Source organism: Haloferax sp. KTX1, from assembly GCF_902410085.1.
Classification (GTDB): Archaea; Halobacteriota; Halobacteria; order Halobacteriales; family Haloferacaceae; genus Haloferax; species Haloferax massiliensis.
The window spans coordinates 218,046-242,076 of record NZ_CABPRH010000004.1 but is presented as its reverse complement, the minus strand read 5'-3'; the positions used below and the strand labels follow the sequence as shown (position 1 = coordinate 242,076).

Here is a 24,031-nt window from a genome sequence, read left to right as displayed (position 1 = left end):
CGCGTGATTCGCCAGCGAGCGTCGGACTCGGCGGCGCGGTCACTCCCGACGCGAGGCGAGCGCGAGCCGGCCACCGCCGGTGACGATGCCGAGGATGCCGACCAGCCCGAGGGGGCCGGAGAGTCCGAACAGCGTCGCCGCGAGGCGGTACGAGCCGGCGGCTCGGAGGGCGACGCCGGCGGCCGCGACGGCGAACGCCGAGAGCCAGAGCGCGCCGCCCAGTCGGGCCAGCCGACTCCGCCACAGGCGCGTTGCGAGGCTCGTGAGCGGCCGTCGGGGACGGCCGTCGGCGGGGTCGGTCGCCGGGGTGGAGTCGTCGCCGCGGTCGTCACGTGACGTCACCTCGCGGGGCGAGAGGAACGCGGTCCCGACGCCGACGACGAAGCCAGCGACGCCGACGATGAGCGAGTGCGGGGCCGCGGCCCCGTTGAGCGCGGCGGCTATCGCCACGAGGCCGACGAGTTTCGAGCCGCCGTCGACGAGGCGGAACGCGCGGGGCGAGAGTGGAACGTTCATAGTCGAAGTCGGGTTCGGTGGGTCGGGGGTCTGTGCGGTCAGCCGGCGGTTCCGGTCCGGCTCTTGCGGCGTTTACGGCGTTTGAGGAGCCAGTAGACGACGGCGAAGTCGAAAAGCGGCATCCCCACGGTCAGCGCGACGAGCCACGGGTAGAGGACGGCGTCGGAGACGCCCAACACGGCGGCGACGGTGGCCCGCATCCCGTCGATAGAGAGGACGATGATGAGCATGACGGCCGCGACGCCGAGGGCCGTCTGGAGCGGTCGGTCCAGCGGGTCGGCGGTGAAGTGAACCGGGTGCTCGGGGTTGTCGAGGAGCGGCCAGATCATCATCACGCCGATGATGAGCGAGGGGACGACGACGCCGCCGGCGAACCGGCCCCACTCGCCGAGCCACGAGGGCATCATCTTCAGCGAGCCGAACACCCACATGAAGAACCAGTCCGGGCCGACGTGCGAGGGCGTCGACGTGGGCGTCGCCGGGCCGATGGCGGCGATGCGCTGGACCGGGAAGAAGCCGGCGAGGAAGGCGACGGTCGCGGCCGTCAGGAGGAAGACGATGGTCGAGACGAGGAACTGCTGGGGGAAAAGCGGCATTCCGACGACGACGCTGTCGTCATCGTCGTCGGGGCGGCCCTCGCCGCGGGAGCTCGGCGCGTGTTCGGTGTGTTTCTGCCGCATCAACACGGCCATGTGGAGGGCGATAGCGCCGACCAGCGCGGCCGGGATGAGAAAGACGTGGAGGAAGAACATCCGCGGGATGACCTGGTCGGCCCCGGCCGGGAACGCCCCGCCGAAGACGAGCGACTGCAGGAACGACCCGACGACCGGAATCGTGCCGGTCATCTGGAAGCCGATGGTCGTCGCGGTCTTGCTGAAGTTGTCGTAGGGGAGCGCGTAGCCGAAAAAGCCCTCCACGAGGGCGAAAAGCAGCAGCGTGCTCCCGATGAACCAGTTCGGCTCGTGGGGGTTGCGGTACGCGCCCGTGAAGAAGACGCGGAACATGTGCAGGGCGATGGCGGCGATGAAGATGTACGCCGCCCAGTGGTGCATCATGCGCGCGAACATCCCGAAGGTCGTGTCGTAGGTGATGTGCAGGACGCTCGCGAACGCCGCGGGAACCTCCGTGCCGGCGTACTGGAGCGCGTTGCCCTCGTAGGTGACGGCGTTGACCGCGGGGTTGTACAGGAGGCCGAGGAACGTCCCCGTCAGGCCGAGGATGACGAAGGTGAAAAGCGCGATTTCGCCGAGGAGGAACGAGCCGTAGTTGTCCTCCGGGAACGCCTTGCCGAGGAGCGTGTGGTCCAGTTCGAGCCGCTGGTCCAGCCAGTCGAACAGGGCGTTTCTCGGGTACGCCTCGTGGGTCCGGACGGTCAGGTCGGTCCCCGGCAGGTCGCCGCCCGCCTCGCCGCCGTCCGACCGAACGTCGCGCCGGTCGTCGCCGGAGTCGTCGTCTGGTGCTGTCCCCGTCATCTCACTCCTCCGTCCCGATCGGCCCCTCGAACGGTCCCGTCGCGAGCAGGAGCGTCCCGTCCTCGTCGTCGGCGATGCCGAGGGGGAGCTGCGGGAGCGCCCGCGAGGCCGGGCCGCCGGTCACGGACGCACCCTTCGTGGGGTCGTAGAGGCTTCCGTGACAGGGACACCGGAGCTCCGAGTCCTGTTCGCCCGCGACGAGACAGCCCTCGTGGGTGCAGACCTTCGAGTAGGCCACGTAGCCCTTGGCCGTCCCCTCGATGTTCGTCGGCGACTCGTACTCGTCTTCGGGGAACCGAAGCAGGAGCGTGGTCGCGCGCTTCGTGACGAGCGCCCCGCCGCCTTCCTTCTCCGGGAAGACGTCCATCTTGTCGAACTCATCGGTCGAGAGCGCGTCGGCGGCGGTCAGGGGGTTGCCGTCCCTGTCGACGAGGCGCGTGCCCTCGACGTAGAGCGTCTCGCTCCCGGTGTCGAGACTGCCGGGGAGGCCCGCGGCGTAGCCGATACCGAAGCTTCCGATGGCGGCCGCGCCGCCGATGCCGGCGAGGAGCTTCGCCATGTTTCGCCGCGTCAGTTCGTCGTCTGTCTGCGGGATGTCCGAGCGGTCTGTGTCGGTGTCGTTGGTGCGTTTGCGCATGGTCTGTGCGGATGGTCAGTGGTCTCTGGTCTCTGCGACGGTGATGCTCGGGACGAAGTACGCCGTGTACGCGAGGACGGTCAGCGCGAGCGAGAGGAACAGCATCCCGGCGTAGGTGCCGAGGAACTGCGTCCGCGCCGGGCCGAGCCCCTCCAGCGTGAGGAGGGCGGCGAACGACACGTCCACCCACGAGAGGAGCGCCACGACGAGCAGTCCGGTCCGCGACGACACGGCCGGGACGTAGTCGAGGATGCGCCGGGACTCCGTCTCCATGTACGGTGGGACGGAGACGGTCGCGCGGCCGCCGTCGGCGACGACGGAGTCGCCGAGGTGGCTGATGCGGTCGAGGAACCGCTTCGTCCCGACCATCACGCCGACCGTCCCGAGGAGCGCGACCCACGCGACGACGCCGGCCTGATTGACGCCGACTTCGACCGGCCCGGGGAGGTAGCCGCTCGCGGGCTGGAGGTCGGACGAGGTGTTGACGGCGACCGGCTCCGCGCCGGTGCCGACGCCGATACCGCCGCCTTCGGTCCCGCTCGTCAGCGCGACGTACCACATCGGGAGCAGTACGACCGCGATGAGAAGCAGGATGACTGCGGTCTCACGTCGCATCGGTTCTCACCGCCGAACGTCGGGTCGGGTTCACCACGAATTTCATGAATGTACCAGTAGTTTTACGTAATCGTTGATGCCGGATTAGCGCTCCCGCGGCCGCGGCGGCGACCGCGGGTTCGCGGGAGCGGCGATGCCACGTAAGCGTTCAGACGAGCGGTTATCTGTTTTTCTGTTTCGGGATGTTCGAGAACCAACAGAACTACAAGATAGTAGACGAACGGTCACGTAGTCGGCCGTATCAGCGGTAATTCAAACTTGAAATCCATTATGAACAGACGAACGTTCATGAAAAATATTGCGGGTGGAATCGCCGTTCTCGGGGCGTCGACGGGCGTCACCGGGGCGTCGGGCGGGAATTCGACCGCCGGTTCCGACGGGGGTACAGACGCCGGCGGCGGTTCGGGCGGCGGCGGCTCGGCCACCCATACTATTCGGATGGTGACAGAAGACGGGGAGTACTATTTCGACCCCGTCGGACTGCACGTCGACCCCGGCGACACCGTCGAGTGGGTCATCGAAAGCGGGGACCACTCCGTGACGGCCTACGCCGAGTCGAATCAGGCCGAGGGGCGCATCCCGGCGGACGCGTCCGGTTTCGACAGCGGCCTCCTTGAGGAATCTGGTGCGAGCTTTTCGTACACCTTCGAGGTCGAGGGCACCTACGACTACTTCTGTAGCCCGCACAAACAGCTCGGGATGGTCGGTCGGGTCGTCTGCGGCGAGCCCGGCGGCCCGGCCGAGGAGGGCGCGATTCCGAACGAACCGGGGTCCGGTCTCATGCCCGGGTCGGCGGACATCGTCGAGGCGGGGTCGCTGTCGTACCCCTACGTCCCGAGCGGCGGGTCCTCGGGGTCGCTCCCGTGGCAGTTCTGGGCCGCGACGGGCGGGCTCGGGACCGCCGTCGTCGCGATGGTCTCCAAGTACGACCGGGCGTCGGGCCGCTACAGCGAGTAGGCCGCGACGACCGCCCGTCAGGCCGCGGCCGGTCGCGCGACCGCCTCGCGGACGAACTTACCGAACAGGCCGAGCGTCGCGGCTCCCATCGCCACCGCGAAGGCGACGACGAAGATCGAAAGCGGGTCGCCGAGGTCGGAAAGCGCCCGCGAGCGGACGAAGTTCGCGGCGAGGACCGTCGTGACCGCGAACAGGACGACGCCGCCGAGGTTCGCCAGCGTCGAGTTCGGCTCCGCGACCGCGTCGCCGTTGAGTAAGACGAGCACGACGGCGATTGCGAACGGCGTGCCGACGAGGCCGAACGCCAGCACCAACACGAGAAGCGGGAAAAAGGCCCCACCGAGGAACGCGCCGACGCCGGAGAACAGCGCCACGCCGGCGAGGAGCGCGCGGTATCGGCCGTCCGAGAGGTCCGTTCCCCAGCCGAGTTTGTCGGCGACGAGGAACGGCGGGACGACGGTGTTGCCGCCGAGCGTGGAGACGGCCGCGCCGAGGAGGCCGAGCAGGAACAGCCACTTCGCGTTCGCGCCCGCTATCGGGCCGAGCGCCTGCGCGGCCGCCACCGCCGAGAGGTCGCTCGCGGCCACCTCGGGGCTGTGGAGGACGCTCGCGGCGACGAGGAAGATGGCGAGGCTGTAGACGCCGAAGGCGACGAGCATGGACGCGCCCACGTCGAACGTCGCCAGCCCGTAGTCGCGGGTCGTCCAGCCGCGGGCGCGCATCGTGTACGAGTGCATCGTGATGAGCGTGATGTGGACCGCGCCGCCGAGGATGCCGGCCGCGACGAGCGCGCCGTCGACGCCGGCGGGGATTCGCGGGACGAGCCCGCCGGCCGCGGCCGCCGGGTCGATGGGAACCAAAACCAGCGACGCGAGGAACGCGGCGACGACGGCCGCGACGAGTCCCTTCGCGAGGAGTTCGACGAAGCGGTAGCCGCGCCCGGCGAGGCCGGCGGCGAGGACGACGGCCCACACGACGCCCCAGACGCGGGCGTCGACGCCGGTTATCGTCGCGCTCACGTTCGCGAGACCCTGCATGATGACCAACTGGGCCAGCCCCGCCGCCAGCACGCCGTCGGCGACGAGCACCCACGCCCAGCCGTCGCCCAACTCGCGTTCCACGACGGAGACGATGCCGTCCTCCGTGAGCAGGCCGAGCCGCATCGAGAGGTACTGCGCCGACGCCCCGAGCACCGCCGAGAGCAGCACGACCCACAGCATCGCGTAGCCGAACGTCGCCCCCGCCGTGAGCACGGTCGCCATCGTCGCCGGTCCCGCCGCGACCGCGCCCGCGACCCACGACGGCCCCATCTCCGAGAGATATCCCCGCCAGTCGCCGCTCATCACCGCCGATACGTCGAGTCTCGGTCCGTTCATGCCGTCGTGGTCTCGGCGGTCGTCACAAAAGTGTTGCTACTGAGTAGTACAACCGGAGAATATCTCGCGTCGCGGGAGTCGGCGCGCGACCTTTTATCAGACGGTCGTGAGTGTCCTAGGTAATGCATGATGGTGGTGGAACGGTCCGGCTCCTCGTCGTCGCCGATTCGAGCGTCGCGGCGGCGACCGTCGAAGCCGCCCGACGGCGAGGAGCGCGGGTCGACGTCGAGGAGGTTCGCACCGCCACCGCGGCGCTGGAACGACTCGGGGACGCCGACGCCGGTTCGGACTCTGACTTCGACTGTGTCCTCGCGTCGACCGACGCGGGGGAGATGGACACGCTCGACTTCCTCGCCGCGGTTCGGAGACGCGCTCTCGACCTGCCGTTTTTCGTCGTCGCCGACGGGGGACGCGGGCTGACGGCGAGCGACGCCCTCGACGCCGGCGTCACCGACTACGTCCGAGTGCGGGACCGCGAGGGGTACGACGAGGTGGCCGCCCGGGTCGAGCGGGTGGTCACACCGCCCGCTCCGGGGCGGGTCGCCCAGTCGCTCGTCTACGAGCGCGTCTTCGAACAGATGCTGGAGGGCGCGTGCCTGTACGACCGCGAAGGGCGATTCCTCCTCGCGAGCGACTACCTGGCCGACTTCTACGGGTTGACGCCCGCCGAACTCGAAGGCGAGCGGAGCCTGCTCGTCGAGACGGTCCGCGAGGAACGCCCGGACGACCCGTATCAGCGGCTCTTGGACGGGGCGGTCGACTCGCTCGAAGGCGAGACCGAACTCGTCACCCCGGACGGCGAGTCGCGGACGCTGAGCTACCGCTTCGCGCCGTTTCGGGTGGCCGGTGAAGTCGTCGGCGTCATCGCCGTATCGAGGGACATCACCGACCGACGAGAGCGAGAGCGGAAACTGAGGCGCGCCCGCGAGGAGTACCAAGAGCTCATCGACAGCATGAACGACACCGTCTGGGTCATCGATATCGACAGCCACATCCTCGCGGTGAACGAGACCGCGGTGGAACTGCTCGGCTACTCGCGGGACGAACTCCTCTCGATGACGGTCCACGACATCGACGCGGGACTCAGCGACGACGAGGCATCGGCGCTCATCACGCAGATGCCGTCGGACGGCACGCAGGTGTTCGAGACGGTCCACCGGGCGAGAGACGGCCGGGAGATTCCCGTCGAAATCAGTTCGAGCCTCGTGACCTACCGCGGGCGGACGGTCGTCCTGAGCGTCGCCCGCGACATCACGACGCGGAAGCGCTACGAGGCGGAACTGCGCGAGCAGAACCGCCTCCTCGAAACACAACGCGACGAGCTATCGGTGCTGAATCAGGTCGTCCGTCACGACGTGCGCAACGACCTGCAGTTGGTGACCGCCTACGCGGAACTGCTCGGAGAGCGCGTCGCCGACGACGAGGCGCGGGAGTACGTCGACATCGTCCGGAAGCGCGCCAATCACGCGGTCGAACTGACGGAGACGGCGCGGGACATGGCCGAGATGATGCGCAGTCGGGGCGTCGAGACCGAACCGGTCCCGCTGGTCCCGGTGCTGAGAGCCGAACTCGCGTCGCTGCGAGAGATGGCACCAAACGCGAGCGTCACGGTCGACGCCGAGTTGCCGACGGTCGCGGTGCTCGCCGACGACATGCTCGGGTCCGTCTTCCGGAACCTCCTGACGAACGCCGTCCAGCACACCGACGGGGACGAGCCGACTATCGAGGTCTCCGTCTCCGAGACCGAGGGCGACGGCCGCGTGGTCGTCCGCGTCGCCGACGACGGGCGCGGCGTGCCCGACGAGCGGAAAGAGTCGATTTTCGCGAAGGACGAGAAGGGATTGCAGAGTCGGGGAACCGGCCTCGGGTTGTACCTCGTGCAGTCGCTGGTCGAGAAGTACGGCGGCGACGTGTGGGTCGAGGACAACGACCCCTGCGGTTCCGTCTTCGCGGTCGAACTCCGGACCGCCCCCGGTCAGGCCGACTCGGACCAGTCGTCGCCGACGCGGTCGTAGCCCATCATCTGGCTCCCCTCGTGTTCGGTGAAGACGACCTTCTGGTTCGACTCCGGCACGCCGAACCGCTCGGCGACGGCCTCGATGACCGCGAGAGCGAGGTCGCGTTTCCGGTCCGCCGACCGACCCGCCCGGATGTCGGCCTGCAACACGACGGTCTTGTCTCCGGTCGCCCGACCGAGGTGAATCGCCTCGACCTCGCGGACGGTGACGGCGGCGTAGTCGGTGTCGGCGTCCATCCGCTCGGCGTACAACTCGGCCATCTCGGTCGCGAACCGGTCCGCCTCGCGCGCCGTGACCTCGAAGTCGAGGTCGAACTGGAGATGCGGCATCTGCGGGGGGGCTCCCCTACAGGTCCGCCACGTCTTCGATGGCGTCGGTCAGCGCCTTGATGGACTCCACGTCGTGTTCGCCCATGTGGCCGATGCGGAACGTCTTCTCGCCGAGCGCGGAGCCGTAGCCGTTCGAGAACGCCATGTCGTACTTCTCGTTGACCTCCTCGATGGTGGCGGCGACGTCGATGCCCTGCGTGTTCTCGATGCAGGCGACGGTCTGGGACTCGTAGCCCTCCTCGGGGAACATGTCGAAGTGCTCGTAGGCCCACTCGCGGGTGTACTCGGCCATCTCGCGGTGGCGCTTGTCGCGGCCCTCGTGGCCCTCTTCGAGCATGTACTTCATCTGCTTGCGGTACGCGAGCATGATGGGAATCGCGGGCGTGGAGTGGGTCTGGCCCTTGCGGTCGTAGTAGTCGAGGGCGCGCTGGAAGCCGCCGTACCACGACGCGGAGTCCTTCGACAGTTCGCGCTCGTAGGCGTCCTCGCTGACGGTGCAGATGGCGAGCCCCGGCGGCATGGCGAACGCCTTCTGCGACGAGGCGAAGATGACGTCGATGTTGTGCTCGTCGATATCGACGTAGTCGCCGCCGAGGGCGGACACCGCGTCGACGACGAAGTAGGTGTCGGGGTACTCGGCGACCACGTCGCCGATCTCCTCGATGGGGTTGCGGACGCCGGTCGAACTCTCGTTCATCACGGTGGCGACCACGTCGTACTGTTTGTCGCTGGACTCCAGCGCCTCGCGGATGTCCTCGGGCTTGATGGCCTGTCCCCACTCGTACTCGATGCGGTCGACGTTCTTGCCGAGGCGCTCCGCGACGTTCGCGTGGCGCTCGCTGAAGCTCCCACAGGTCGGCACGAGGATGTTCTCGTCGACGAGGTTGAGCGTCGAGGACTCCCAGATTTCGGTGCCCGACCCCGTGAGAATCATCACGTCGTTGTCCGTGCCGAGGAACTCCTTCGTGTCCTCGACGATGGTCGTATAGAGGTCGGTCATGCGGTCCATGCGGTGGCCGAACATCGGCTGACACATCTCAGCGATGACGTCCTCGCGCACCTCGGTCGGACCGGGGATGTACAGCGTCTTGTCCGGATAGTCGTCCTTGTATTCGCGTTTTTCCGTCACGTCATCCACCTAAGTACGGACCACTGCGTCGCGGGCGATGATGGTACTTGTGATTGCGACACTCGTCGCAGTCGCTCACGGGATGTTAACACGGGGCAAAAAGCGCGTCCGACGGGCGGGTGCGGTGCCGGACAAACTCGGGGTCGGGGGTCAGTCGTCGGCTTCGGCCGACTCGGCCCGCGGGACCGTCACGTCGGTCAGGCCGGCCTCTATCTGCTCGCGCCGACCTTCGAACTCGCCGGGGAGGACGAGGCGACCGCCGAGGTCGTCGAGGGGCTCGTCGGCGGTGTAGCCCGGCTCGCTCGTGGCGAGTTCGAACAGCACGCCGCCGAACTCGCGGAAGTAGACCGACCGGAACCAGTGGCGGTTGATCTGGGCGGTCGGGCGCAGGCCCTTCGACTGGACGGCCTTACGCATCGCCTCTTGGTCCTCGTCGGTCGGCGTCTGGAAGGCGACGTGGTGGACCGTACCGAGTCCCTGCCGACTGCTCTCGATGGTCGGCAGCACGTCCACGTACTTGCCGACGCTCCCGGTCGCGGCGAACCGCGTCCGCTCGTCGCCGGGGGTGTCGCCCTGCGCTTCCTCGGTGCCGACGCGCTCGAAGCCCATCGTTTCGAGGAGGTCTTCGGTGGGCTGAGGGTCGGCCAGCCAGAGCGTCACGGAGTGGAAGCCGCGAATCGCAACGTCTTCGGGGACGAACTCGGTCCACGGGACGGTCGGGTCGTCGTCGGGAACCTCGACTTCGACCAGTTCGACCGGGAGGCCGTCGGGGTCGCTGAAGGGGAGGACGGTCTCGCCGAACCGCTCGACTCGGTCGTCGTAGTCGACGCCGTACTCGTCGAATCGATCCTCCCAGTAGTCGAGGCTCCCCTCGGGCACGCGGAACGCGGTGCGGGAGACCTGCCCGGTGCCGACCTTCCCCCGCGAGAGGTTCTCCCACGGGAAGAACGTCATGCTCGTACCGGGCGTCCCCTCCGCGTCCGTGAAGAAGAAGTGGTACGTGCTGGGGTCGTCCTGGTTGATGGAGCGCTTTGCGAGGCGGAGTCCGAGCGTCTCGACCCAGAAGTCGAGGTTCTGCTGGGGGTCGCCCGCGATGCAGGTGACGTGGTGAATGCCGGGTGTCGGCGTGGGTTCTGCCATGGACGGTGCTACGGGCCGGAAGGACTTGAGTATCCGCTGACGCGAGTGTTACCGGGTCGCGGCGGCGTCAGCAGGACGAGCGTCCGTCCCTCCTCGCCGGTCACGCCTCCGCATCCAGCGACACGGAGTCCTCCCTGACCGACGCGTAGACGCGCTCGGCCCACTGGCGGGCAATCGGCGCGTCGGTGTCGACGAACACCTCCATCAGCCCCGTCGTTCCGTCGTAGCCGCCGATGCCGACGCGGTCGTCGAAGATGGCGAGTCCGTACGGGAGTTCGCCGCGGGTCCGAAGCCGGAGGTGGCCGCGCTCGATGGCCTCCCGTGCGCGCCCCGGATAGGTCTCGAACAGTTTCTCCGCGATTTCGGGGCGGTAGATAATCTCCGTCTCCGTCTCGTCGAAGACGTGCCGGTGGAACTCGCCGAGGACGAGCGGGGCCATGTGCGTGGTGTTGAACCCGCGGAACGTCTCCGACCCGCGGACGAGTTCGACGAACCGCTCGACGGGGCGGTACGGGTCTTCCGACTCGGCGACGGTCACCGTCGCGTCCGCGAACGGTTCGACGACGAACTCGTCGTGGTCGTCGCAGATGGCGTCGAGGAGCGGCGTCAACCGCCGGGCGGTTCGGACGTTCGCCTCGAATCGCAGGACTTCCTCTGCGACGACTTCTCCGAGGCCGGTCAACCGGAACCGGCGGTCGGTTCGCTCGCCGAGTCCCCGCTCGTCCAGCCAGCGCGTGAAGCGGTGGCTCGTCGCCTTCGAGACCCCGAGTCGGTCCTCGATTCCCCGCCTGTCCAGCGGTTCGTCGAGGAGCGCTTCCAGTAGCGGCCCGTGGCGGACGACGTCCACGAGGTCGTCCGTCTTGATGCGTTCACCCGCGGTCGACAACTGCCGCCCGAGACGTCGGCGGTTCCGCGCGTTTTCGAGAATCGCGTCCAGAACCGACGGCTCCGGCGGCGACCCGTCGCTACCGCCGGAACCGCCGTCGGAACTGTGCATGTGAATCGCTAGCTAGTTGGTCGGCCCGAGTAGTAACTTCATCCCCCGGCGCTCGGTGGTCGGCGGCGCACCCCTTCGGCAACGGGGTTCCCCTCGGTTGGGTTCCACCGGCTCACTGCAGCGTCTCGTTGGAATGGCGTGGTGGACCCCTCTTTGGTAGATTAGTGGGCGCGGTGCAGACAAAACACATACTTCGTGGCGGGTTCTCAATGTCAAATGTGAAGACTATCAGACAATTTAGTCTGGGAACTCCGTGGGTCTTCGTTCTCGTAACGGTGGTTCTGTGGGTTCTCCTCTACGTTCTCCTCGAATCGGTGCTCTTCGGCGGACAGTGGGTGAGTGCGGTGAGTCGGGGCGCGTTCGGCGGGTTCGTCTGTGGCCTGACGGTGTTGGCATGGAGACGTTATGAGCCATAGTCACGAGACACGGCTGTAACGCGGCTGCTGACAGGTGCGGCGTGATACGTATTGCGGTGAGACTATCGACCGAGCATACCGAGGCTTCCATAGAACACGAACAGTGCCCCGAGGACGACCCCTCCAACGAGCGTTCCGGCTGTCGACGAGGCAACGAGCCCAAGCGTCGCTATCCCGCCACCGACGACTATCCAACACAGGCCAGTCCAGCGATGGCTGAGGCGCTCGAACCACGGCGAGATTCGGGGGGCGAGAACCTGTACAAGACCGGTGAGCGCGAGAGCGATTCCGGCGACAACGCCAGCAGTATCGATGGGGTCTGTCGTGAAGACGAGAACGCCGATAGCGAGCAGTGCGACCAGCACCGTACTCACGCCGGACCACACGCCACCGAACTCGTCGTCACTGTCAGTCATCGATAGCGGTCAGATGTCGGTTGCAACGCATCTGTGAACGAGTACTGGTCGGACGTCTAATATATTTCGTCAGCGCCAGTGACCGACTCGCGCGTTGTATTCGGCAAACCGCCGCTCTCTGTTTCACACTGTGCGAGCCAAACGAACCGATTGAAAAAGCGTGCGTATTCGTCATCGATCTAGAGAGGTCACGAATCCACACTCAGAGTAACGTAGACACCTGAACTGAGAGAACTCCCACAGCGCCCAAGACTACGGCCCAGAATCCTAAATCGCCGATCTCGAAGTCGGATGGAGACCCGGTGGACATCTCGTATACTGATGCGAGTATCAGCCCCACTCCAGCGATGCCACCCGAGATGATGGGTAGGCCCGCGCTCCCCTCGGTGAGAGCGAGGACTGGCCCGATTGCGAAGGCCGCACCATAGACCGCCAAGCACGTGTAAAATACGTAAAATCGCTCCATAGGATAGTGGTAATACAGAGCGGACATAATCGTGGGGGTTGAGCCGACCGATACGCGCGCTGTGTTCAGCACGACCTCGACACAGTGTCTGAAATAAGAACTCTCGATAGCGTCATCGGACCCACTTGTCTCACGGAGTGAAACGCGACTCACGCCGGAACACACCTCTCGGGAGTTGAGGCTAACGGCCGTGCGAACCAATGGCAACGCATGTCCAACGACCAGCAACGCGACAGCTTCGACGCGAGCCTTCGCGGAACAGTCCTCCGCCCGGGAGACGCCGAGTACGACGAGGCCCGCGCGGTGTGGAACGGGATGATAGACAGGCGACCGTCGCTCATCGTCCGCTGTGCGGGCGTCGCCGACGTGGTCCGGTCGGTGAACTACGCGCGGGAGAACGACCTCGTCGTCGCGGTTCGCGGCGGCGGCCACAACGTCGCGGGAACGGCCGTCTGCGACGACGGCATCGTCATCGACCTCTCGGAGATGACGGGCGTCCGGGTCGACCCCGACGAGCGAACCGCGTGGGTCGAGGGGGGCGCTCGGTGGGCCGACGTCGACCACGAGACGCAACTGTTCGGTCTTGCCGCGCCGGGCGGCGTCGTCTCCGACACGGGCGTCGCCGGACTCACGCTCGGCGGCGGCCTCGGACACCTCCGCCGGAAGCACGGCCTCAGTTGCGACAACCTCCGGTCGGTGGAACTCATCACCGCCGCCGGCGAAGTCGTGACCGCGAGCCGAGACGAGAACGCCGACCTGTTCTGGGGGCTCCGCGGCGGGGGTGGAAACTTCGGCGTCGTCACCGGCTTCGAGTTCGAACTCCACCCCGTCGGCCCGGAGGTGGCGATGTGTCTGGTGTTCTACCCCGCGACCGATATCCCGGACCGCCTGCGGGACTTCCGCGAGTACGCGCGGTCCGCCCCCGACGAGGTGAGCGCGCTCACCTTCTCGGGCGTCCTCCCCGACGAGGAACTGTTCGGTGACGCGGCGGCGACGCCGAAACTCGGCATCCTCGGCTGCTACGCCGGCCCGCCCGAGGAGGGAACCGAGGCGCTCGCACCGCTCCGCGAGTTCGCCGACCCAATCGCCGACTTCAGCGGCGTGACGCCCTACGTCGAACTCCAGCGCCTCCTCGACGAGGACTACCCCGACGGCATGCGCTACTACTGGAAGTCGCTCTACCTCGACGGCCTCTCCGACGAGGTTCTCGAACGGCTCGACCACTGGACGGCCGCCGCGCCGTCGCCACTCTCCACGGTCGATATCTGGCACCTCGGCGGCGCAATCGTCGACGTCGGCGCGGACGAGAGCGCGTTCGCCGGTCGGAACGCGCCGTACCTCCTCGGCGTGGAGGGCAACTGGGAGGACCCCGACGCCGACGCGGAGAACGTCGCGTGGGTCCGCGACTGCATCGACGACATGCGGCGGTTCTCCGACGGCACCGTCTACCTGAACTTCCCCGGCTTCCTCGAAGGCGGAGACGAGACGATGCGGACCACGTTCGGCCCCGCTTACGAGCGACTCGTCGCCCTGAAAGACGAGTACGACCCGACGAACCTGTTCCGGCTGAATCAGAACGTCGCCCCGTCGGCCTCCCGGTGAGCGCGTCACGGAAAACGGCCCGGGGGAGACGCACGTTTTTGTCCGTCGGCGATGACGTTCGACGTATGCAAACCCGCGCACTCGGCGACACCGGCCACGAGAGTACAATCGCGACGTTCGGCGCTATCGCGCTCAACTGGCTCGAACAGGAGGGCGCGAACCAGATGGTCGAACACGTCCTCTCGAAGGGCGTCAACCACTTCGACGTGGCTCCGACCTACGGCGACGCGGAGCTCAAACTGGGCCCGAAGCTCCGCCAGCACCGCGAGGACATCTTCCTCGGCTGTAAGACCCAAGAGCGGGGCTACGAGGGCGCGAAACGGAAGCTCGACCGCTCCTTTGACCGCCTCGGCGTCGACTACATCGACCTCTATCAGGTCCACGGCCTCGAATACGAGTCCGAACTGGACGAAATCACGGCCGACGACGGCGCGCTCGCGGCCTTCCGCGAGGCGAAAGACGAGGGGAAAATCGGCCACATCGGGCTGACGAGCCACGGGAACCCGGGGCTCATCCGCGACGCCATCGACCGCATCGACGACCTCGAAACGCTGATGTTCCCGCTGAACCCCGTCGTCGTCGGCAAGGGCGACGACGAACACGACTACGCGGGCGTCTTCGAGGCGGCCGAGAAGGCGGGTATCGGCACGCTCGGCATCAAGGCGTTCGCCCGCGGTCGCTGGCCCGACACCGACGAACTCCCGGAAGCGGACCGACCGTTCGCCAACTGGTACGAACCGGTCGACACCCCGAACGAAATCGCCGAGCGCTTCGACTTCGCGGCCGCGCAGGGTCTCACGAGCGTCGTCACGCCGGGCGACCCGAAGCTCGTGGCGATGGTCCTCGACGCCGCGACGCGGTACAACGGCATGGACGAGACGGCCCAGCGGTCGCTCATCGAGCGCCTCCGACACGACGAGAGCCCGGTGCCGGAGCAACTGCACCACTAGCGAGGCGAGACGACTCCCGCCTCGATTCCACCCGCCGCCAATGGACGTTCCAACGACCGTCACGGCCGCCCTCGCCGACCGCCCGGTCCGCGACGCGGTCTGTCTGGAGGCCGGCGCGGGAACCGGCAACGCGACCGCGGGACTCCTCGACGCGGGCGCGAAGCGCGTCTACGCCGTCACGAACGACCCGGAACACGCGGAACTCGTCCGCGACCGGGTGGCCCCGTCGCCGACGGACCGAGCGAGGACCGCGGTGCTGGAAGCCGACGTTCGGAGCCTCCCGCTCGCCGACGACTCGGTCGATATCGTCACCGCCCACGGGCTGTTCAACCTCATCGGTCCCGAGTCGCTCGCCGCCGTCGCGGGCGAGCTAACCCGGGTCGCCGCGCCCGGCTGTCACCTCGTCGTCGACGACTACGAACCGGTCCCCGACGACGCCGCGATTCGAGAGCTGTTCGCGCTCGAAAACGCCGCGAGCCAGTTGGCCCGCGGACGGCCCGCGCTGACGTTCTACCCGGCCGACGCGCTCACGGCGCTGTTTTCGGGATACGGCTGGCGCTTCGACCGCGAGCTAACCCTGCTCGACCCGGTGCCGTGGTCCGCGAGCCACGTCGAGGCGCACGCGTCGGTGGCGCGGTCGCTGGCGGCGGACGTCCCCGGCGAGATGGGGAAGCGGCTCGCCGTCGAGGCCGACCGCGTCGCCGCCGCGGTCGAATCGGAGTCCGCGGGCGAGATGTACAGCGTGGCGATGCGGTTGTCCGACTCGGGGTCGGACGCGGTCGAATAGGCGCGGCCGCTACGTTTCGCGGTCGACCGCCGCGTCGTCGAGCCAGCCGTCGACGACGCCCTTGAGCGCGCCGGTGGTACTGCCGAGATTGATGAGCTGATAGCCGTTTTCCGCCTTCTGATTCGCGTCGTCCATGCCGAAGCCGAGCCCACCGACCGCGACGTCGGCCTCGACCGCGGCCGAGCGGATTCGCTCGGCGGCCTCCTGCACGTCCGGGTGGTCTATCTCGCCGGGGTGGCCGAGCGCCACCGAGAGGTCGAACGGCCCGATGAAGACGAAGCCCAGTTCGGGCACGTCGAGAATCGCGTCGAGGTCCGCGAGCGACTCGGCGGTCTCGATGGTCACGCCGACGAGCGTCTCGCGGTCCTCGCTCTCGACGTAGTCGTCGGCGAGTCCCCACCGGCGGGCGCGCGGCGACGCGAGGCCGCGGTCGCCGGGGCCGTCGCCGTAGGTAAAGCGGGCCGACCGGACCGCCTCGCGGACCTCGTCGGCCGACTCCACGCGCGGGAGGAAGACGTTCCTGACGCCGAGGTCGAGGGCCTTCCGGACGAACTCGGTGTCCGTCGTCGGGAGTCGAACCAGCGGCTCGATGCCGGTTCGCTCCGCCGCGCGGAGGAGGTCTTCCATCGCGCCCGAGTCGAGCGGGCTGGGCCCGCCGTGTTCGAGGTCGAGCCAGACGAAGTCGAGACCGAGTTCGCCGTAGAACTCCACGAGCGTCGGGCTGTAGGTGTTGTCGAGGACGCCGAGCGCGACGCCGCCGGCCTCGATTCGGGCGCGGAGCGCGTTCGATGCTGGTGTCTCTACCATGTTCGTCATACGACACGTGTCTGGAAAAAGGGGCGTGGCGGTCGTCGGAGAGTCCGACCGCGAGTCGCCGGTCGTCGCTTACGACCCGTCGGGCGTCCAGCCGTCGCCGACGCCGACGAGGTGGTTCACGCTCCCCGCGCCCTCGCCCACGTCGGCGGGTTCGGCGAGGGTCGCGCGCGTGAACTCGATGCCGTGGTGGACCGCGTCGGCGAGGTCGTCGCCGCGGGCGAGGCGGGCGGCCACGGCGCTCGAAAGCGTACAGCCCGAGCCGTGGGTCGCCGTCGCGTCGATGCGGGGGTTGACGAACGTCGTCGTCTCGGTCGGCGTGACGAGCGTGTCGACCACGGTGTCGCCGTCGGGCGCGACGTGGCCGCCCTTCAGGAGCACGGCGTCAGCGCCGCGGTCGAAGAACCAGTCGGCGGCCTCGGAGACGGCCGTCGGGGAGTCGGGGAACACGCCCGTCAGCGCCTCGGCCTCGTCGGCGTTCGGCGTGGCGAGCGTCGCCCGCGCGAACAGCGCGTCGTAGGCGTCGACGGCGTCCTCGGCCAGCAGTCGGTCGCCGGAGGTGGCGACCATCACGGGGTCGAGGACGACCGGAGCGTCGCAGTCGGCGAGGCAGTCGGCGACCGTCTCGACGGCCTCGGCCGTCGCCAGCATCCCGAGTTTCACGGCGGCGATGTCGAAGTCGTCGGCGACGGCCTCGTACTGGGCGCGAATCGACTCGGCGGGGAGGACGTGCGACCCCTCGACGCCGCGGGTGTTCTGGGCCGTCGCGGCCACGACGACCGACCCGCCGTAGACGCCGAGGCGGGTCATCGTCTTCAGGTCGGCCTGGATGCCCGCACCGCCGCCGGAGTCGCTGGAGGCGATGGTGAGGGCGTACGGCGGCGTCTGCGGGTCGGGCGCGGTCTCCGGCATCTACCGCACCTCGATGCGGTCGATTCGGTCGGCGATGTCCGGCGTCGAGGCGTCCGCGAGCCCGGCGACCGCGTCGAGGAAGGCGATTTTGTAGCTGGCCGGGCCGCGGTAGTCGCCGAACGCGCCCTCGGCGGCGAGTTCGCCCGCGAGTCCGTAGGCCGCGGTCCCGGAGAGCGCCGCGGAAAGCGGGTCGTCGACGGCGGCCGCGAACACCGCGAGCGTCACGCCGAGCATACAGCCGGTGCCGACGACCGCGCCCATCATCGAGTGGCCGGCGTCGACCTCGAAGGCGGCCTCCTCGGTGGCGACGATGTCGGTCTCGCCGGAGGCGACGACGACCGCGCCGGTCTTCCGGGCGCACTCGACGGCCGCGGCGGCGATTTCGGCGTACTCGCCGACAGATTCGACTCCGCGAACTTCGGCGTCGTCGCCGACGAGCGCGGAGATCTCCCCGTAGTTGCCGTTGAGCACGTCCACGTCGAGGTCGGTGACGAGGCGGTCCGCGACCCGGTCTCTCGTCGGGGTCGCGCCGACGCCGACGGGGTCGACGACGAGGGGCACGCCGCGCTCGTTGGCGGCGCGACCGGCGGTCAGCATCGTCTCCTCGCCGGACTCGCTGACGGTCCCCATGTTGAGCAGACAGCCGTCGGCGATTTCGACCATGTCGCCCACCTCGCGCTCGTCGTCGGACATGACCGGCAGACCGCCCCAGTAGAGCGTGACGTTCGCCACGTCGTTGACGGTCACGTCGTTCGTGACCGAGTTGATGAGCGGTTGCTCGCCCGCGACGGCGGCGAGCGCCTCGTCCAGCGCCACGTCGGGCACGCCGCCCGTACCGGGCGCGTCGTCCGAACCGTCCGCGCCGCCCGAACCGCCCGGTCCACCCGCGCCGTCCGGGCCGTCTCGTCCGCTCATCGGCGGTCACTCCCGGCGACGACCGAGGCGGCGAGGCGGCGGGTCGCGTCGGCGGGGTCGTCCGCGGCGGTGATGGCCGAGACGACGGCGACGCCGTCGGCCCCGGCGGCGACCACGTCGGCGGCGTTGTCGGGCGTGACGCCGCCGATGCCGACGAACGGAATCGAGACGGCGTCCGCGATGGCCGACACCCGCTCGGTCCCGATTTCGGACTGCTCGGGGTCGGTGTCCTTCGTGTCGGTGGCGAACACCGCGCCGACGCCGAGGTAGTCCGCGCCGGCCGCCTCGGCGGCTCTCGCGCCCGCGACGGTCGAGACCGAGCGGCCGACGATGGCGTCGTCGCCGAGCTGTTCGCGCGCGACCGAGACGGGCACGTCGTCGTCCCCGAGGTGGACGCCGTCGGCGTCGATGGCGGCCGCGATGTCGACCCGGTCGTTGACGACGAGCGGGACGCCCGCGTCGGCCGTCACGGAGCGAACCTCGTGGCCGATCTCGTAGCGCTCGCGGGCGCTCGCGTGCTTCTCGCGGAGCTGAACGACGTCGACGCCGCCGTCGACGGCGGCCCGCACCACGTCCGGCGTCGACCGCGCGCCCGAGCGGTCAGACTGCGTCACAAGATAGGTTCCCATCGGAGTATTCATGAGTTGTATTCTAGGGTGATGGCACGGTGGACAAAATAGTTCCCGCTCGCGGGTCGTTCGGGCCGAGTTCTCGGACGCTGAGAGGCGTCGCGTTCGGTTATGCTGTGGGCGAACCAACAGATACGCGGTGAGTGGGATGGGGACGATACTCGTCGCATACGGGAGCAGAGAGGGACAGACCGAGAAGATAGCCGACCGAATCGCGGCGGCGCTGGCGGCCCGGGGGCACGACGTGCGGACCGAGTCGGTCGCCGACGACGCCGCCGGCGAGGCGCTCGCCGACGCCGACGCGGTGCTCGTCGGGTCGTCGATTCACATGGGCGCGCACTCGAAGCCGGTGTACGCGTTCGTCCGCGAGCACCGCGAGGCCATCGAGGCGCGGCCCAACGGCTTCTTTCAGGTGTCGCTGTCATCGGCGCTCGACGGCGAAGACGCCCGCGCCGAGGTCGCGACGTACATCGACGAGTTCGTCGAGGAAAGCGGCTGGAACCCCGAGCGAATGGCCGCGTTCGGGGGCGCGCTTCGGTACTCCGAGTACGGCTTTCTCACCCGGATGGTGATGAAGCGCATCGCCAAGGGCGCGACCGGCGACACGGACGCCTCGCGGGACTACGAGTACACCGACTGGGACGAAGTGGAGTCGTTCGCCGCCGACTTCGCCGAGTACGTGGACTCGACCGCGGGCACCGCCGCGGGAGGGGCGGCGGTCTGAGCGGGCGGACCGACCCGCTCGGAGGACTCCATGAAGCTTCGCACACTCGGCATCGTCGTCGTCGCCGCGCTCGTCGTGGTCGCGGCCGCGGCCGGCGGGCTCTGGGCGTTCGGTCGGCTCTCGTTTCTCGACTCCTACGGGAGCCAGTACGACTACAGCGTTCGCGTGTCGGCCGACGAGCCGATTTCGAACGTGACGGTCCTCGTGCCGCTGCCCGTCAGCGACGGCTCCTCGGCCGTCGGCGACGCCGTCGAGTCCCGCGAGTACCTGCTTCCGGCGGGCTGGGGGTACGACGTGGTCGAGACGGAGTACGGGCCGATGCTCCGCCTCCGCGCCGACGAGATTCCCGCCGACCCGACCTACTACAGGGCGGTCGTCGAGAACGACCGACTGGTCCGCTGGGAGCCGATTCCGGCGAGCGAGTACAGTCGGAACGACTCCGACACGCTCCGCGTCGAACACGACGCGATGGACCTGTTCGCCGACGTGAGTGTGAACCGCTCTATCGACACGCTCGCGCCCGAGGGGACCGAACCCCTGTTCGAACCCCGCGAAAACGCCCGGCTCGTCCCCTGTGACTGGCCGAGCGAGGGCGACGACACCCGGTGTTACGACTACGAGTCGATGCTGTTCGTCCAGTACGACGGCCCCGCGACGACGAACGTCTCGGTGAGCGTCGAACTCCGCGGCGCGAACTCGTGGTGGGTCGGCGGTTGGAACTACAACGAGTACGTCGACCACGTCGCCGCCTACGACCTCCCGGCCGACCGACAGGGCTGGGTTACCGCCGACGGCGAACTGCGGACCGGCGTCGGGAACTACCCCCGGAACCCGCCGCAGTAGCCGGGTTCTCAGCCGGGTCTGCCCCCGTTCGACCGCGGGCAACGGTTCGGGCCGCCCGCGAGTGGCTACCGCTTCGGGCAAACGTGGCGAGCCACACACAGGTTTTTGCTATCTTGCACGATTATACGTGATGATGTCTGGCGACGGCCCTCCGCGGGTGACACGAACCACGGCGGAAACGAACGGCGAGAAACGGGGCGACTTCCGGCGGTTCCAGGAGTCGCGCGACTACGACGTGGTCGACGTGGCCGAACACGCCGACCTCGCCGCCGACCTCCGGGCGGTCGTCTCCGGCGAGGTGCGGTTCGACGAGTACGCGCAGGTGCTGTACGCCACCGACGGGTCGATTTACCGGGCGCGCCCGGCGGGGGTGGTCGTCCCCCGCGACGAAGACGACGTGCGCGCCGCGGTGCGGACGGCGGCCGAACACGACGTGCCCGTGCTCCCGCGCGGGGCGGGGTCGTCGCTGGCGGGACAGACCGTCGGCCCCGGCTGCATCGTCATCGACTGCTCGAAGTACATGGACGAAATCGTCTGCGTGGACCCCGACGCGCGGCGGGCGCGGGTCCAACCCGGCGTGGTGCAGGACGACCTCGACGACCGCCTCGCCGACCACGGCCTGAAGTTCGCGCCGGACCCCGCCTCGTCGAACCGCGCGACCGTCGGCGGCGGCATCGGCAACAACTCCACGGGCGCGCACTCGGTCCGCTACGGCATCACCGACGCCTACACCGAGGAGCTGCGGGTCGTGCTCGCGGACGGGTCGGTCGTCCACACCCGCGACGTGGTCGTCGGGAGCGACGAGTGGGACCGCATCGTCGGGAAGGACGACGGCGAGGCCGCCCTCTACCGGACCGTCCTCGGCCTCGTCGAGGACCACGAGGAGGAAATCGAGCGGCGGTATCCGAGCCTCAAGCGGTCGGTGTCGGGCTACAACCTCCACAAGGTCGTCTCCGAGACCGCCGACGGCGAGACGATGGTCAACCTCTCGAAGCTGTTCGTCGGCGCGGAGGGCACCCTCGGCGTCGTCGTCGAGGCCACCGTGTCGCTCGTGACGGTCCCCGAGGAGACGGCGCTCGTCCTCTACGCCTACGACGACCTCGTGGAGGCGATGGCGGCGGTCCCCGACGCGCTGGACTTCGACGCCAGCGCGGTCGAACTCATGGACGACGAGGTGTTGCGGATGGCCGCCGAGTCCAGCGAGTACGCCCAGTACGTCGAGGAGATTCCCGACGGGACGGCGGCGACGCTGATGCTGGAGTTCGACTCCGAACTGCACGACGACTTCGAGGCGGTGATTCGCGAGGCGAACGACCACTTCCTGCGAGACGGCGACGCCGAGTCGGCGGCGGGTGACGCCAGCGACGGCGGCGGCGCGTTCGAGGCCATCGAGGCGTACACGCCCGCGGCGCAGGCGGACCTCTGGAAGCTCCGCAAGGCGGCGATACCGCTTCTCATGTCGCTGCCGGGCGACCCGAAGCCCTACCCGTTCATCGAGGACGCGAGCGTCCCCCCCGAGGAGTTGGCGGAGTACGTCCAGTCGTTCGAGGACGTGCTGGAAGCCCACGGCACGTCGGCCGCGTACTTCGCCCACGCCGGCGCGGGGACGCTCCACATCCGCCCGATTCTGAATCTGAAAGACGGCGCGGGCATCGAGACGATGCGCGCCATCACCGAGGACGTGACCGACCTCGTGTTGGACCACCGCGGGGCCTTCTCGGGCGAGCACGGCGACGGCATGGCCCGAACCGAGTGGAACCCGAAGATGTACGGCCCCGAACTCTGGGGCGCGTTCAAGGAGCTGAAGACGGCGTTCGACCCCGACTGGCGCATGAACCCCGGCAACGTCGTCTACCGCGACGACGCCGACGACCGCGGCCCGGACGGCGACCGCGGCGTCGGCGCCGACATGCGCGAGAACCTCCGGTACGGCGCGGCCTACCAGTCTCTCGAACCCGCGACGACCCTCGATTTCGCCGACGAGGGCGGCTTCTCGCACCTCGTCGAACTCTGTAACGGCTGCGGCACCTGCCGGCAGACCGGCTCGGAGACGATGTGTCCGACCTACCGCGCCTCGAAGGACGAGGCCGAGACGACCCGCGGGCGGGCCAACATGCTGCGCGCGGCCATCAGCGGCGACCTCTCCGAGGACGAGATTCACTCCGACCGCTTCCAAGAGGAGGTCCTCGGGCTCTGTGTCGGCTGTAAGGGCTGTCAGAACGACTGTCCGACCGGCGTCGATTTGGCGAAGCTCAAAGCCGAGGTGAAACACGCCCACCACGCCGAGGAAGGCGCGTCGCTCCGCGAGCGCCTGTTCGCCAACATCGACCGGCTGGCCGGCGTCGGGAGCGCCCTCGCGCCCGTCTCGAACTGGGCGGCCGAGCTCCCGGGCGCGCGGGCCGCGATGGAGCGACTCGCGGGCGTCGCCCCCGACCGGTCGCTCCCCTCGTTCACCCGCGACACGCTCGAATCGTGGATGGACGGGCGACGGCCCCGCGTGCCGGCGAGCGAGGCGGACCACCGCGTCCTCCTGTTTCCCGACACCTACACGAACTACGTCACGCCCGAAATCGGGAAGGCGGCGGTGCGGGTGCTGGAGGCCGCCGGCGTCCACGTCCGACTCGCGGAGGGCGTCGAGCCGAGCGGCCGCGCCGCCTACTCCGGCGGCTTCCTCGACCTCGCGCGGAAGCGCGCGGGCCACAACGTCGAGACGCTCCGCCCGTCGGTCGAAACCGGCTGGTCCGTCGTCTTCGTCGAGCCCTCGGACGCGGTGATGTTCCAAGACGAGTACGCCGACCTCCTCCCGGACGACGCGGTCGCCCCGGTCGCCGCGGCCGCCTACGGCGTCATGGAGTTCCTCGACACCCACCGACTGGACGAGAACCTCCCGGTTCGCGGGGGGTCGGCCGACGGCGACGACGCGGCCGGACCCGTCGCCTCCGCGGTCGCCGACGGCGGCGCGCTCGGCTCATTCGGCTCGCTCACCTACCACGGCCACTGCAACCAGAAGGCGCTGAACAAGGACCACCACGCGGTGGGCGTCCTCCGGCGGGTCGGCTACGAGGTCGACCCGCTCGATTCGAGCTGTTGCGGCATGGCCGGGAGCTTCGGCTACGAGGCCGAGCACTACGACCTCTCGAAGGCTATGGGAGACATCCTGTTCGAACAGGTCGACGACAGCCCCGGCGACGAGGTGGTCGCCCCCGGCGCGTCGTGTCGGACGCAACTCGAAGACAGGGACGAGGCGGCGCGGCGACCGCCGCACCCGATAGAGAAGGTCGCGCAGGCGCTGTCGGGCTGAGCGGGCTACTCGGAGCACTCGACCGAGGAATCGGTCCCCCACGGGTCGGGTTCCGGCCCAGTTCACAGCGT

23 protein-coding genes are annotated in these 24,031 nt (G+C 68.8%); 8 read left to right on the top strand and 15 right to left on the bottom strand.

The annotated features are described in order from the left end of the window. Positions 1 to 39: 39 nt before the first annotated feature. Genes FY251_RS09315 through FY251_RS09300 form a run of 4 tightly spaced genes read right to left on the bottom strand, consistent with a single transcriptional unit; the run spans position 40 to position 3,240 of the window. Entirely contained in the window at positions 40 to 516 is a 477-nt protein-coding gene (locus FY251_RS09315; protein WP_148414452.1) for a hypothetical protein, read from the bottom strand. Positions 517 to 554: 38 nt separating this feature from the next. After that, complete coding sequence (locus FY251_RS09310; protein ID WP_148414451.1) at positions 555 to 1,988, bottom strand: cytochrome bc complex cytochrome b subunit; 1,434 nt, start codon at positions 1,986 to 1,988, stop codon at positions 555 to 557. Position 1,989: 1 nt separating this feature from the next. Further along, positions 1,990 to 2,625, bottom strand: coding sequence for a ubiquinol-cytochrome c reductase iron-sulfur subunit (locus FY251_RS09305; RefSeq protein ID WP_089777377.1), 636 nt, complete (start codon positions 2,623 to 2,625; stop codon positions 1,990 to 1,992). Between the two features lie 15 nt (positions 2,626 to 2,640). Next, positions 2,641 to 3,240 carry a hypothetical protein gene (locus tag FY251_RS09300; RefSeq protein ID WP_148414450.1) on the bottom strand — a complete coding sequence of 200 codons (600 nt, stop codon included), beginning with the start codon at positions 3,238 to 3,240 and terminating at the stop codon, positions 2,641 to 2,643. 270 nt (positions 3,241 to 3,510) lie between these two features. Between FY251_RS09300 and FY251_RS09295 the strand changes: the two genes are divergently transcribed. Continuing rightward, positions 3,511 to 4,197: a plastocyanin/azurin family copper-binding protein gene (locus FY251_RS09295; protein ID WP_148414449.1), complete on the top strand. Its 687-nt coding sequence runs from the start codon at positions 3,511 to 3,513 to the stop codon at positions 4,195 to 4,197. A gap of 17 nt (positions 4,198 to 4,214) precedes the next feature. On the opposite strand, the gene FY251_RS09290 is transcribed toward FY251_RS09295, so the two are convergent. Beyond that, positions 4,215 to 5,573: an NRAMP family divalent metal transporter gene (locus tag FY251_RS09290; protein WP_148414448.1), complete on the bottom strand. Its 1,359-nt coding sequence runs from the start codon at positions 5,571 to 5,573 to the stop codon at positions 4,215 to 4,217. 122 nt (positions 5,574 to 5,695) lie between these two features. Between FY251_RS09290 and FY251_RS09285 the strand changes: the two genes are divergently transcribed. After that, positions 5,696 to 7,588 carry a PAS domain S-box protein gene (locus FY251_RS09285; RefSeq protein ID WP_148414447.1) on the top strand — a complete coding sequence of 631 codons (1,893 nt, stop codon included), beginning with the start codon at positions 5,696 to 5,698 and terminating at the stop codon, positions 7,586 to 7,588. On the opposite strand, the gene FY251_RS09280 is transcribed toward FY251_RS09285, so the two are convergent. The 6 genes from FY251_RS09280 to FY251_RS09250 form a co-directional block, all read right to left on the bottom strand. Further along, positions 7,549 to 7,920: a tautomerase family protein gene (locus tag FY251_RS09280; RefSeq protein ID WP_148414446.1), complete on the bottom strand. Its 372-nt coding sequence runs from the start codon at positions 7,918 to 7,920 to the stop codon at positions 7,549 to 7,551. The two genes, FY251_RS09285 and FY251_RS09280, sit on opposite strands and share 40 nt — an antisense overlap. A 16-nt stretch (positions 7,921 to 7,936) precedes the next feature. Beyond that, positions 7,937 to 9,049, bottom strand: coding sequence for an alanine--glyoxylate aminotransferase family protein (locus FY251_RS09275; protein ID WP_148414445.1), 1,113 nt, complete (start codon positions 9,047 to 9,049; stop codon positions 7,937 to 7,939). Between the two features lie 150 nt (positions 9,050 to 9,199). Continuing rightward, on the bottom strand, positions 9,200 to 10,189 hold the full coding sequence (locus FY251_RS09270) for a VOC family protein (RefSeq protein WP_148414444.1): 990 nt from the start codon (positions 10,187 to 10,189) through the stop codon (positions 9,200 to 9,202). A 100-nt stretch (positions 10,190 to 10,289) separates the two neighbouring features. Beyond that, positions 10,290 to 11,186, bottom strand: a complete 897-nt coding sequence (locus tag FY251_RS09265) for a winged helix-turn-helix domain-containing protein (RefSeq protein ID WP_148414443.1) — start codon at positions 11,184 to 11,186, stop codon at positions 10,290 to 10,292. 478 nt (positions 11,187 to 11,664) lie between these two features. Then, a complete protein-coding gene (locus tag FY251_RS09255; protein ID WP_148414442.1) occupies positions 11,665 to 12,018 on the bottom strand; it encodes a hypothetical protein in 354 nt (117 codons plus the stop codon). Between the two features lie 202 nt (positions 12,019 to 12,220). Further along, a complete protein-coding gene (locus FY251_RS09250; protein WP_148414441.1) occupies positions 12,221 to 12,484 on the bottom strand; it encodes a hypothetical protein in 264 nt (87 codons plus the stop codon). Between the two features lie 210 nt (positions 12,485 to 12,694). Between FY251_RS09250 and FY251_RS09245 the strand changes: the two genes are divergently transcribed. The 3 genes from FY251_RS09245 to FY251_RS09235 all read left to right on the top strand — a co-directional run bounded on the left by FY251_RS09245 (position 12,695) and on the right by FY251_RS09235 (position 15,823). Next, positions 12,695 to 14,086, top strand: a complete 1,392-nt coding sequence (locus FY251_RS09245; protein WP_148414440.1) for an FAD-binding oxidoreductase — start codon at positions 12,695 to 12,697, stop codon at positions 14,084 to 14,086. 65 nt (positions 14,087 to 14,151) lie between these two features. Beyond that, the gene (locus FY251_RS09240; RefSeq protein ID WP_148414439.1) at positions 14,152 to 15,036 is read left to right on the top strand and encodes an aldo/keto reductase; all 885 of its coding nucleotides are present in this window, start codon (positions 14,152 to 14,154) and stop codon (positions 15,034 to 15,036) included. Positions 15,037 to 15,076: 40 nt separating this feature from the next. Further along, positions 15,077 to 15,823, top strand: coding sequence for a class I SAM-dependent methyltransferase (locus tag FY251_RS09235; protein WP_148414438.1), 747 nt, complete (start codon positions 15,077 to 15,079; stop codon positions 15,821 to 15,823). Positions 15,824 to 15,832: 9 nt separating this feature from the next. On the opposite strand, the gene FY251_RS09230 is transcribed toward FY251_RS09235, so the two are convergent. The 4 genes from FY251_RS09230 to thiE all read right to left on the bottom strand — a co-directional run bounded on the left by FY251_RS09230 (position 15,833) and on the right by thiE (position 19,092). Next, a complete protein-coding gene (locus FY251_RS09230) occupies positions 15,833 to 16,630 on the bottom strand; it encodes an HpcH/HpaI aldolase/citrate lyase family protein (protein ID WP_148414437.1) in 798 nt (265 codons plus the stop codon). Between the two features lie 78 nt (positions 16,631 to 16,708). Then, positions 16,709 to 17,548, bottom strand: coding sequence for a bifunctional hydroxymethylpyrimidine kinase/phosphomethylpyrimidine kinase (gene thiD / locus FY251_RS09225; protein ID WP_148414436.1), 840 nt, complete (start codon positions 17,546 to 17,548; stop codon positions 16,709 to 16,711). Then, positions 17,549 to 18,463 carry a hydroxyethylthiazole kinase gene (gene thiM, locus FY251_RS09220; RefSeq protein WP_187367374.1) on the bottom strand — a complete coding sequence of 305 codons (915 nt, stop codon included), beginning with the start codon at positions 18,461 to 18,463 and terminating at the stop codon, positions 17,549 to 17,551. Further along, complete coding sequence (gene thiE / locus FY251_RS09215; protein ID WP_187367373.1) at positions 18,460 to 19,092, bottom strand: thiamine phosphate synthase; 633 nt, start codon at positions 19,090 to 19,092, stop codon at positions 18,460 to 18,462. Before thiE ends, thiM begins: the two co-directional genes overlap by 4 nt. A 148-nt stretch (positions 19,093 to 19,240) precedes the next feature. Between thiE and FY251_RS09210 the strand changes: the two genes are divergently transcribed. The 3 genes from FY251_RS09210 (at position 19,241) to FY251_RS09200 (ending at position 23,960) form a co-directional block, all read left to right on the top strand. Continuing rightward, the gene (locus FY251_RS09210; RefSeq protein ID WP_148414434.1) at positions 19,241 to 19,816 is read left to right on the top strand and encodes a flavodoxin domain-containing protein; all 576 of its coding nucleotides are present in this window, start codon (positions 19,241 to 19,243) and stop codon (positions 19,814 to 19,816) included. A 30-nt stretch (positions 19,817 to 19,846) separates the two neighbouring features. After that, positions 19,847 to 20,659 carry a hypothetical protein gene (locus FY251_RS09205; RefSeq protein ID WP_148414433.1) on the top strand — a complete coding sequence of 271 codons (813 nt, stop codon included), beginning with the start codon at positions 19,847 to 19,849 and terminating at the stop codon, positions 20,657 to 20,659. Between the two features lie 133 nt (positions 20,660 to 20,792). Further along, positions 20,793 to 23,960: an FAD-binding and (Fe-S)-binding domain-containing protein gene (locus tag FY251_RS09200; protein ID WP_148414432.1), complete on the top strand. Its 3,168-nt coding sequence runs from the start codon at positions 20,793 to 20,795 to the stop codon at positions 23,958 to 23,960. Positions 23,961 to 24,031 lie beyond the last annotated feature (71 nt).

Excerpts from the sequence above, each read along its gene's own strand:
- FY251_RS09290 (WP_148414448.1), bottom strand. The coding sequence starts at position 5,573 with ATGAACGGACCGAGACTCGACGTATCGGCGGTGATGAGCGGCGACTGG.
- FY251_RS09265 (WP_148414443.1), bottom strand. The coding sequence starts at position 11,186 with ATGCACAGTTCCGACGGCGGTTCCGGCGGTAGCGACGGGTCGCCGCCG.
- FY251_RS09315 (WP_148414452.1), bottom strand. The coding sequence starts at position 516 with ATGAACGTTCCACTCTCGCCCCGCGCGTTCCGCCTCGTCGACGGCGGC.
- FY251_RS09240 (WP_148414439.1), top strand. The coding sequence starts at position 14,152 with ATGCAAACCCGCGCACTCGGCGACACCGGCCACGAGAGTACAATCGCG.
- FY251_RS09270 (WP_148414444.1), bottom strand. The coding sequence starts at position 10,189 with ATGGCAGAACCCACGCCGACACCCGGCATTCACCACGTCACCTGCATC.
- thiM (WP_187367374.1), bottom strand. The coding sequence starts at position 18,463 with ATGAGCGGACGAGACGGCCCGGACGGCGCGGGTGGACCGGGCGGTTCG.
- FY251_RS09230 (WP_148414437.1), bottom strand. The coding sequence starts at position 16,630 with ATGGTAGAGACACCAGCATCGAACGCGCTCCGCGCCCGAATCGAGGCC.
- FY251_RS09255 (WP_148414442.1), bottom strand. The coding sequence starts at position 12,018 with ATGACTGACAGTGACGACGAGTTCGGTGGCGTGTGGTCCGGCGTGAGT.
- FY251_RS09250 (WP_148414441.1), bottom strand. The coding sequence starts at position 12,484 with ATGGAGCGATTTTACGTATTTTACACGTGCTTGGCGGTCTATGGTGCG.
- FY251_RS09300 (WP_148414450.1), bottom strand. The coding sequence starts at position 3,240 with ATGCGACGTGAGACCGCAGTCATCCTGCTTCTCATCGCGGTCGTACTG.
- FY251_RS09305 (WP_089777377.1), bottom strand. The coding sequence starts at position 2,625 with ATGCGCAAACGCACCAACGACACCGACACAGACCGCTCGGACATCCCG.
- thiD (WP_148414436.1), bottom strand. The coding sequence starts at position 17,548 with ATGCCGGAGACCGCGCCCGACCCGCAGACGCCGCCGTACGCCCTCACC.
- FY251_RS09285 (WP_148414447.1), top strand. The coding sequence starts at position 5,696 with ATGCATGATGGTGGTGGAACGGTCCGGCTCCTCGTCGTCGCCGATTCG.
- thiE (WP_187367373.1), bottom strand. The coding sequence starts at position 19,092 with ATGGGAACCTATCTTGTGACGCAGTCTGACCGCTCGGGCGCGCGGTCG.
- FY251_RS09245 (WP_148414440.1), top strand. The coding sequence starts at position 12,695 with ATGTCCAACGACCAGCAACGCGACAGCTTCGACGCGAGCCTTCGCGGA.
- FY251_RS09295 (WP_148414449.1), top strand. The coding sequence starts at position 3,511 with ATGAACAGACGAACGTTCATGAAAAATATTGCGGGTGGAATCGCCGTT.
- FY251_RS09310 (WP_148414451.1), bottom strand. The coding sequence starts at position 1,988 with ATGACGGGGACAGCACCAGACGACGACTCCGGCGACGACCGGCGCGAC.
- FY251_RS09210 (WP_148414434.1), top strand. The coding sequence starts at position 19,241 with ATGGGGACGATACTCGTCGCATACGGGAGCAGAGAGGGACAGACCGAG.
- FY251_RS09200 (WP_148414432.1), top strand. The coding sequence starts at position 20,793 with ATGTCTGGCGACGGCCCTCCGCGGGTGACACGAACCACGGCGGAAACG.
- FY251_RS09205 (WP_148414433.1), top strand. The coding sequence starts at position 19,847 with ATGAAGCTTCGCACACTCGGCATCGTCGTCGTCGCCGCGCTCGTCGTG.
- FY251_RS09280 (WP_148414446.1), bottom strand. The coding sequence starts at position 7,920 with ATGCCGCATCTCCAGTTCGACCTCGACTTCGAGGTCACGGCGCGCGAG.
- FY251_RS09235 (WP_148414438.1), top strand. The coding sequence starts at position 15,077 with ATGGACGTTCCAACGACCGTCACGGCCGCCCTCGCCGACCGCCCGGTC.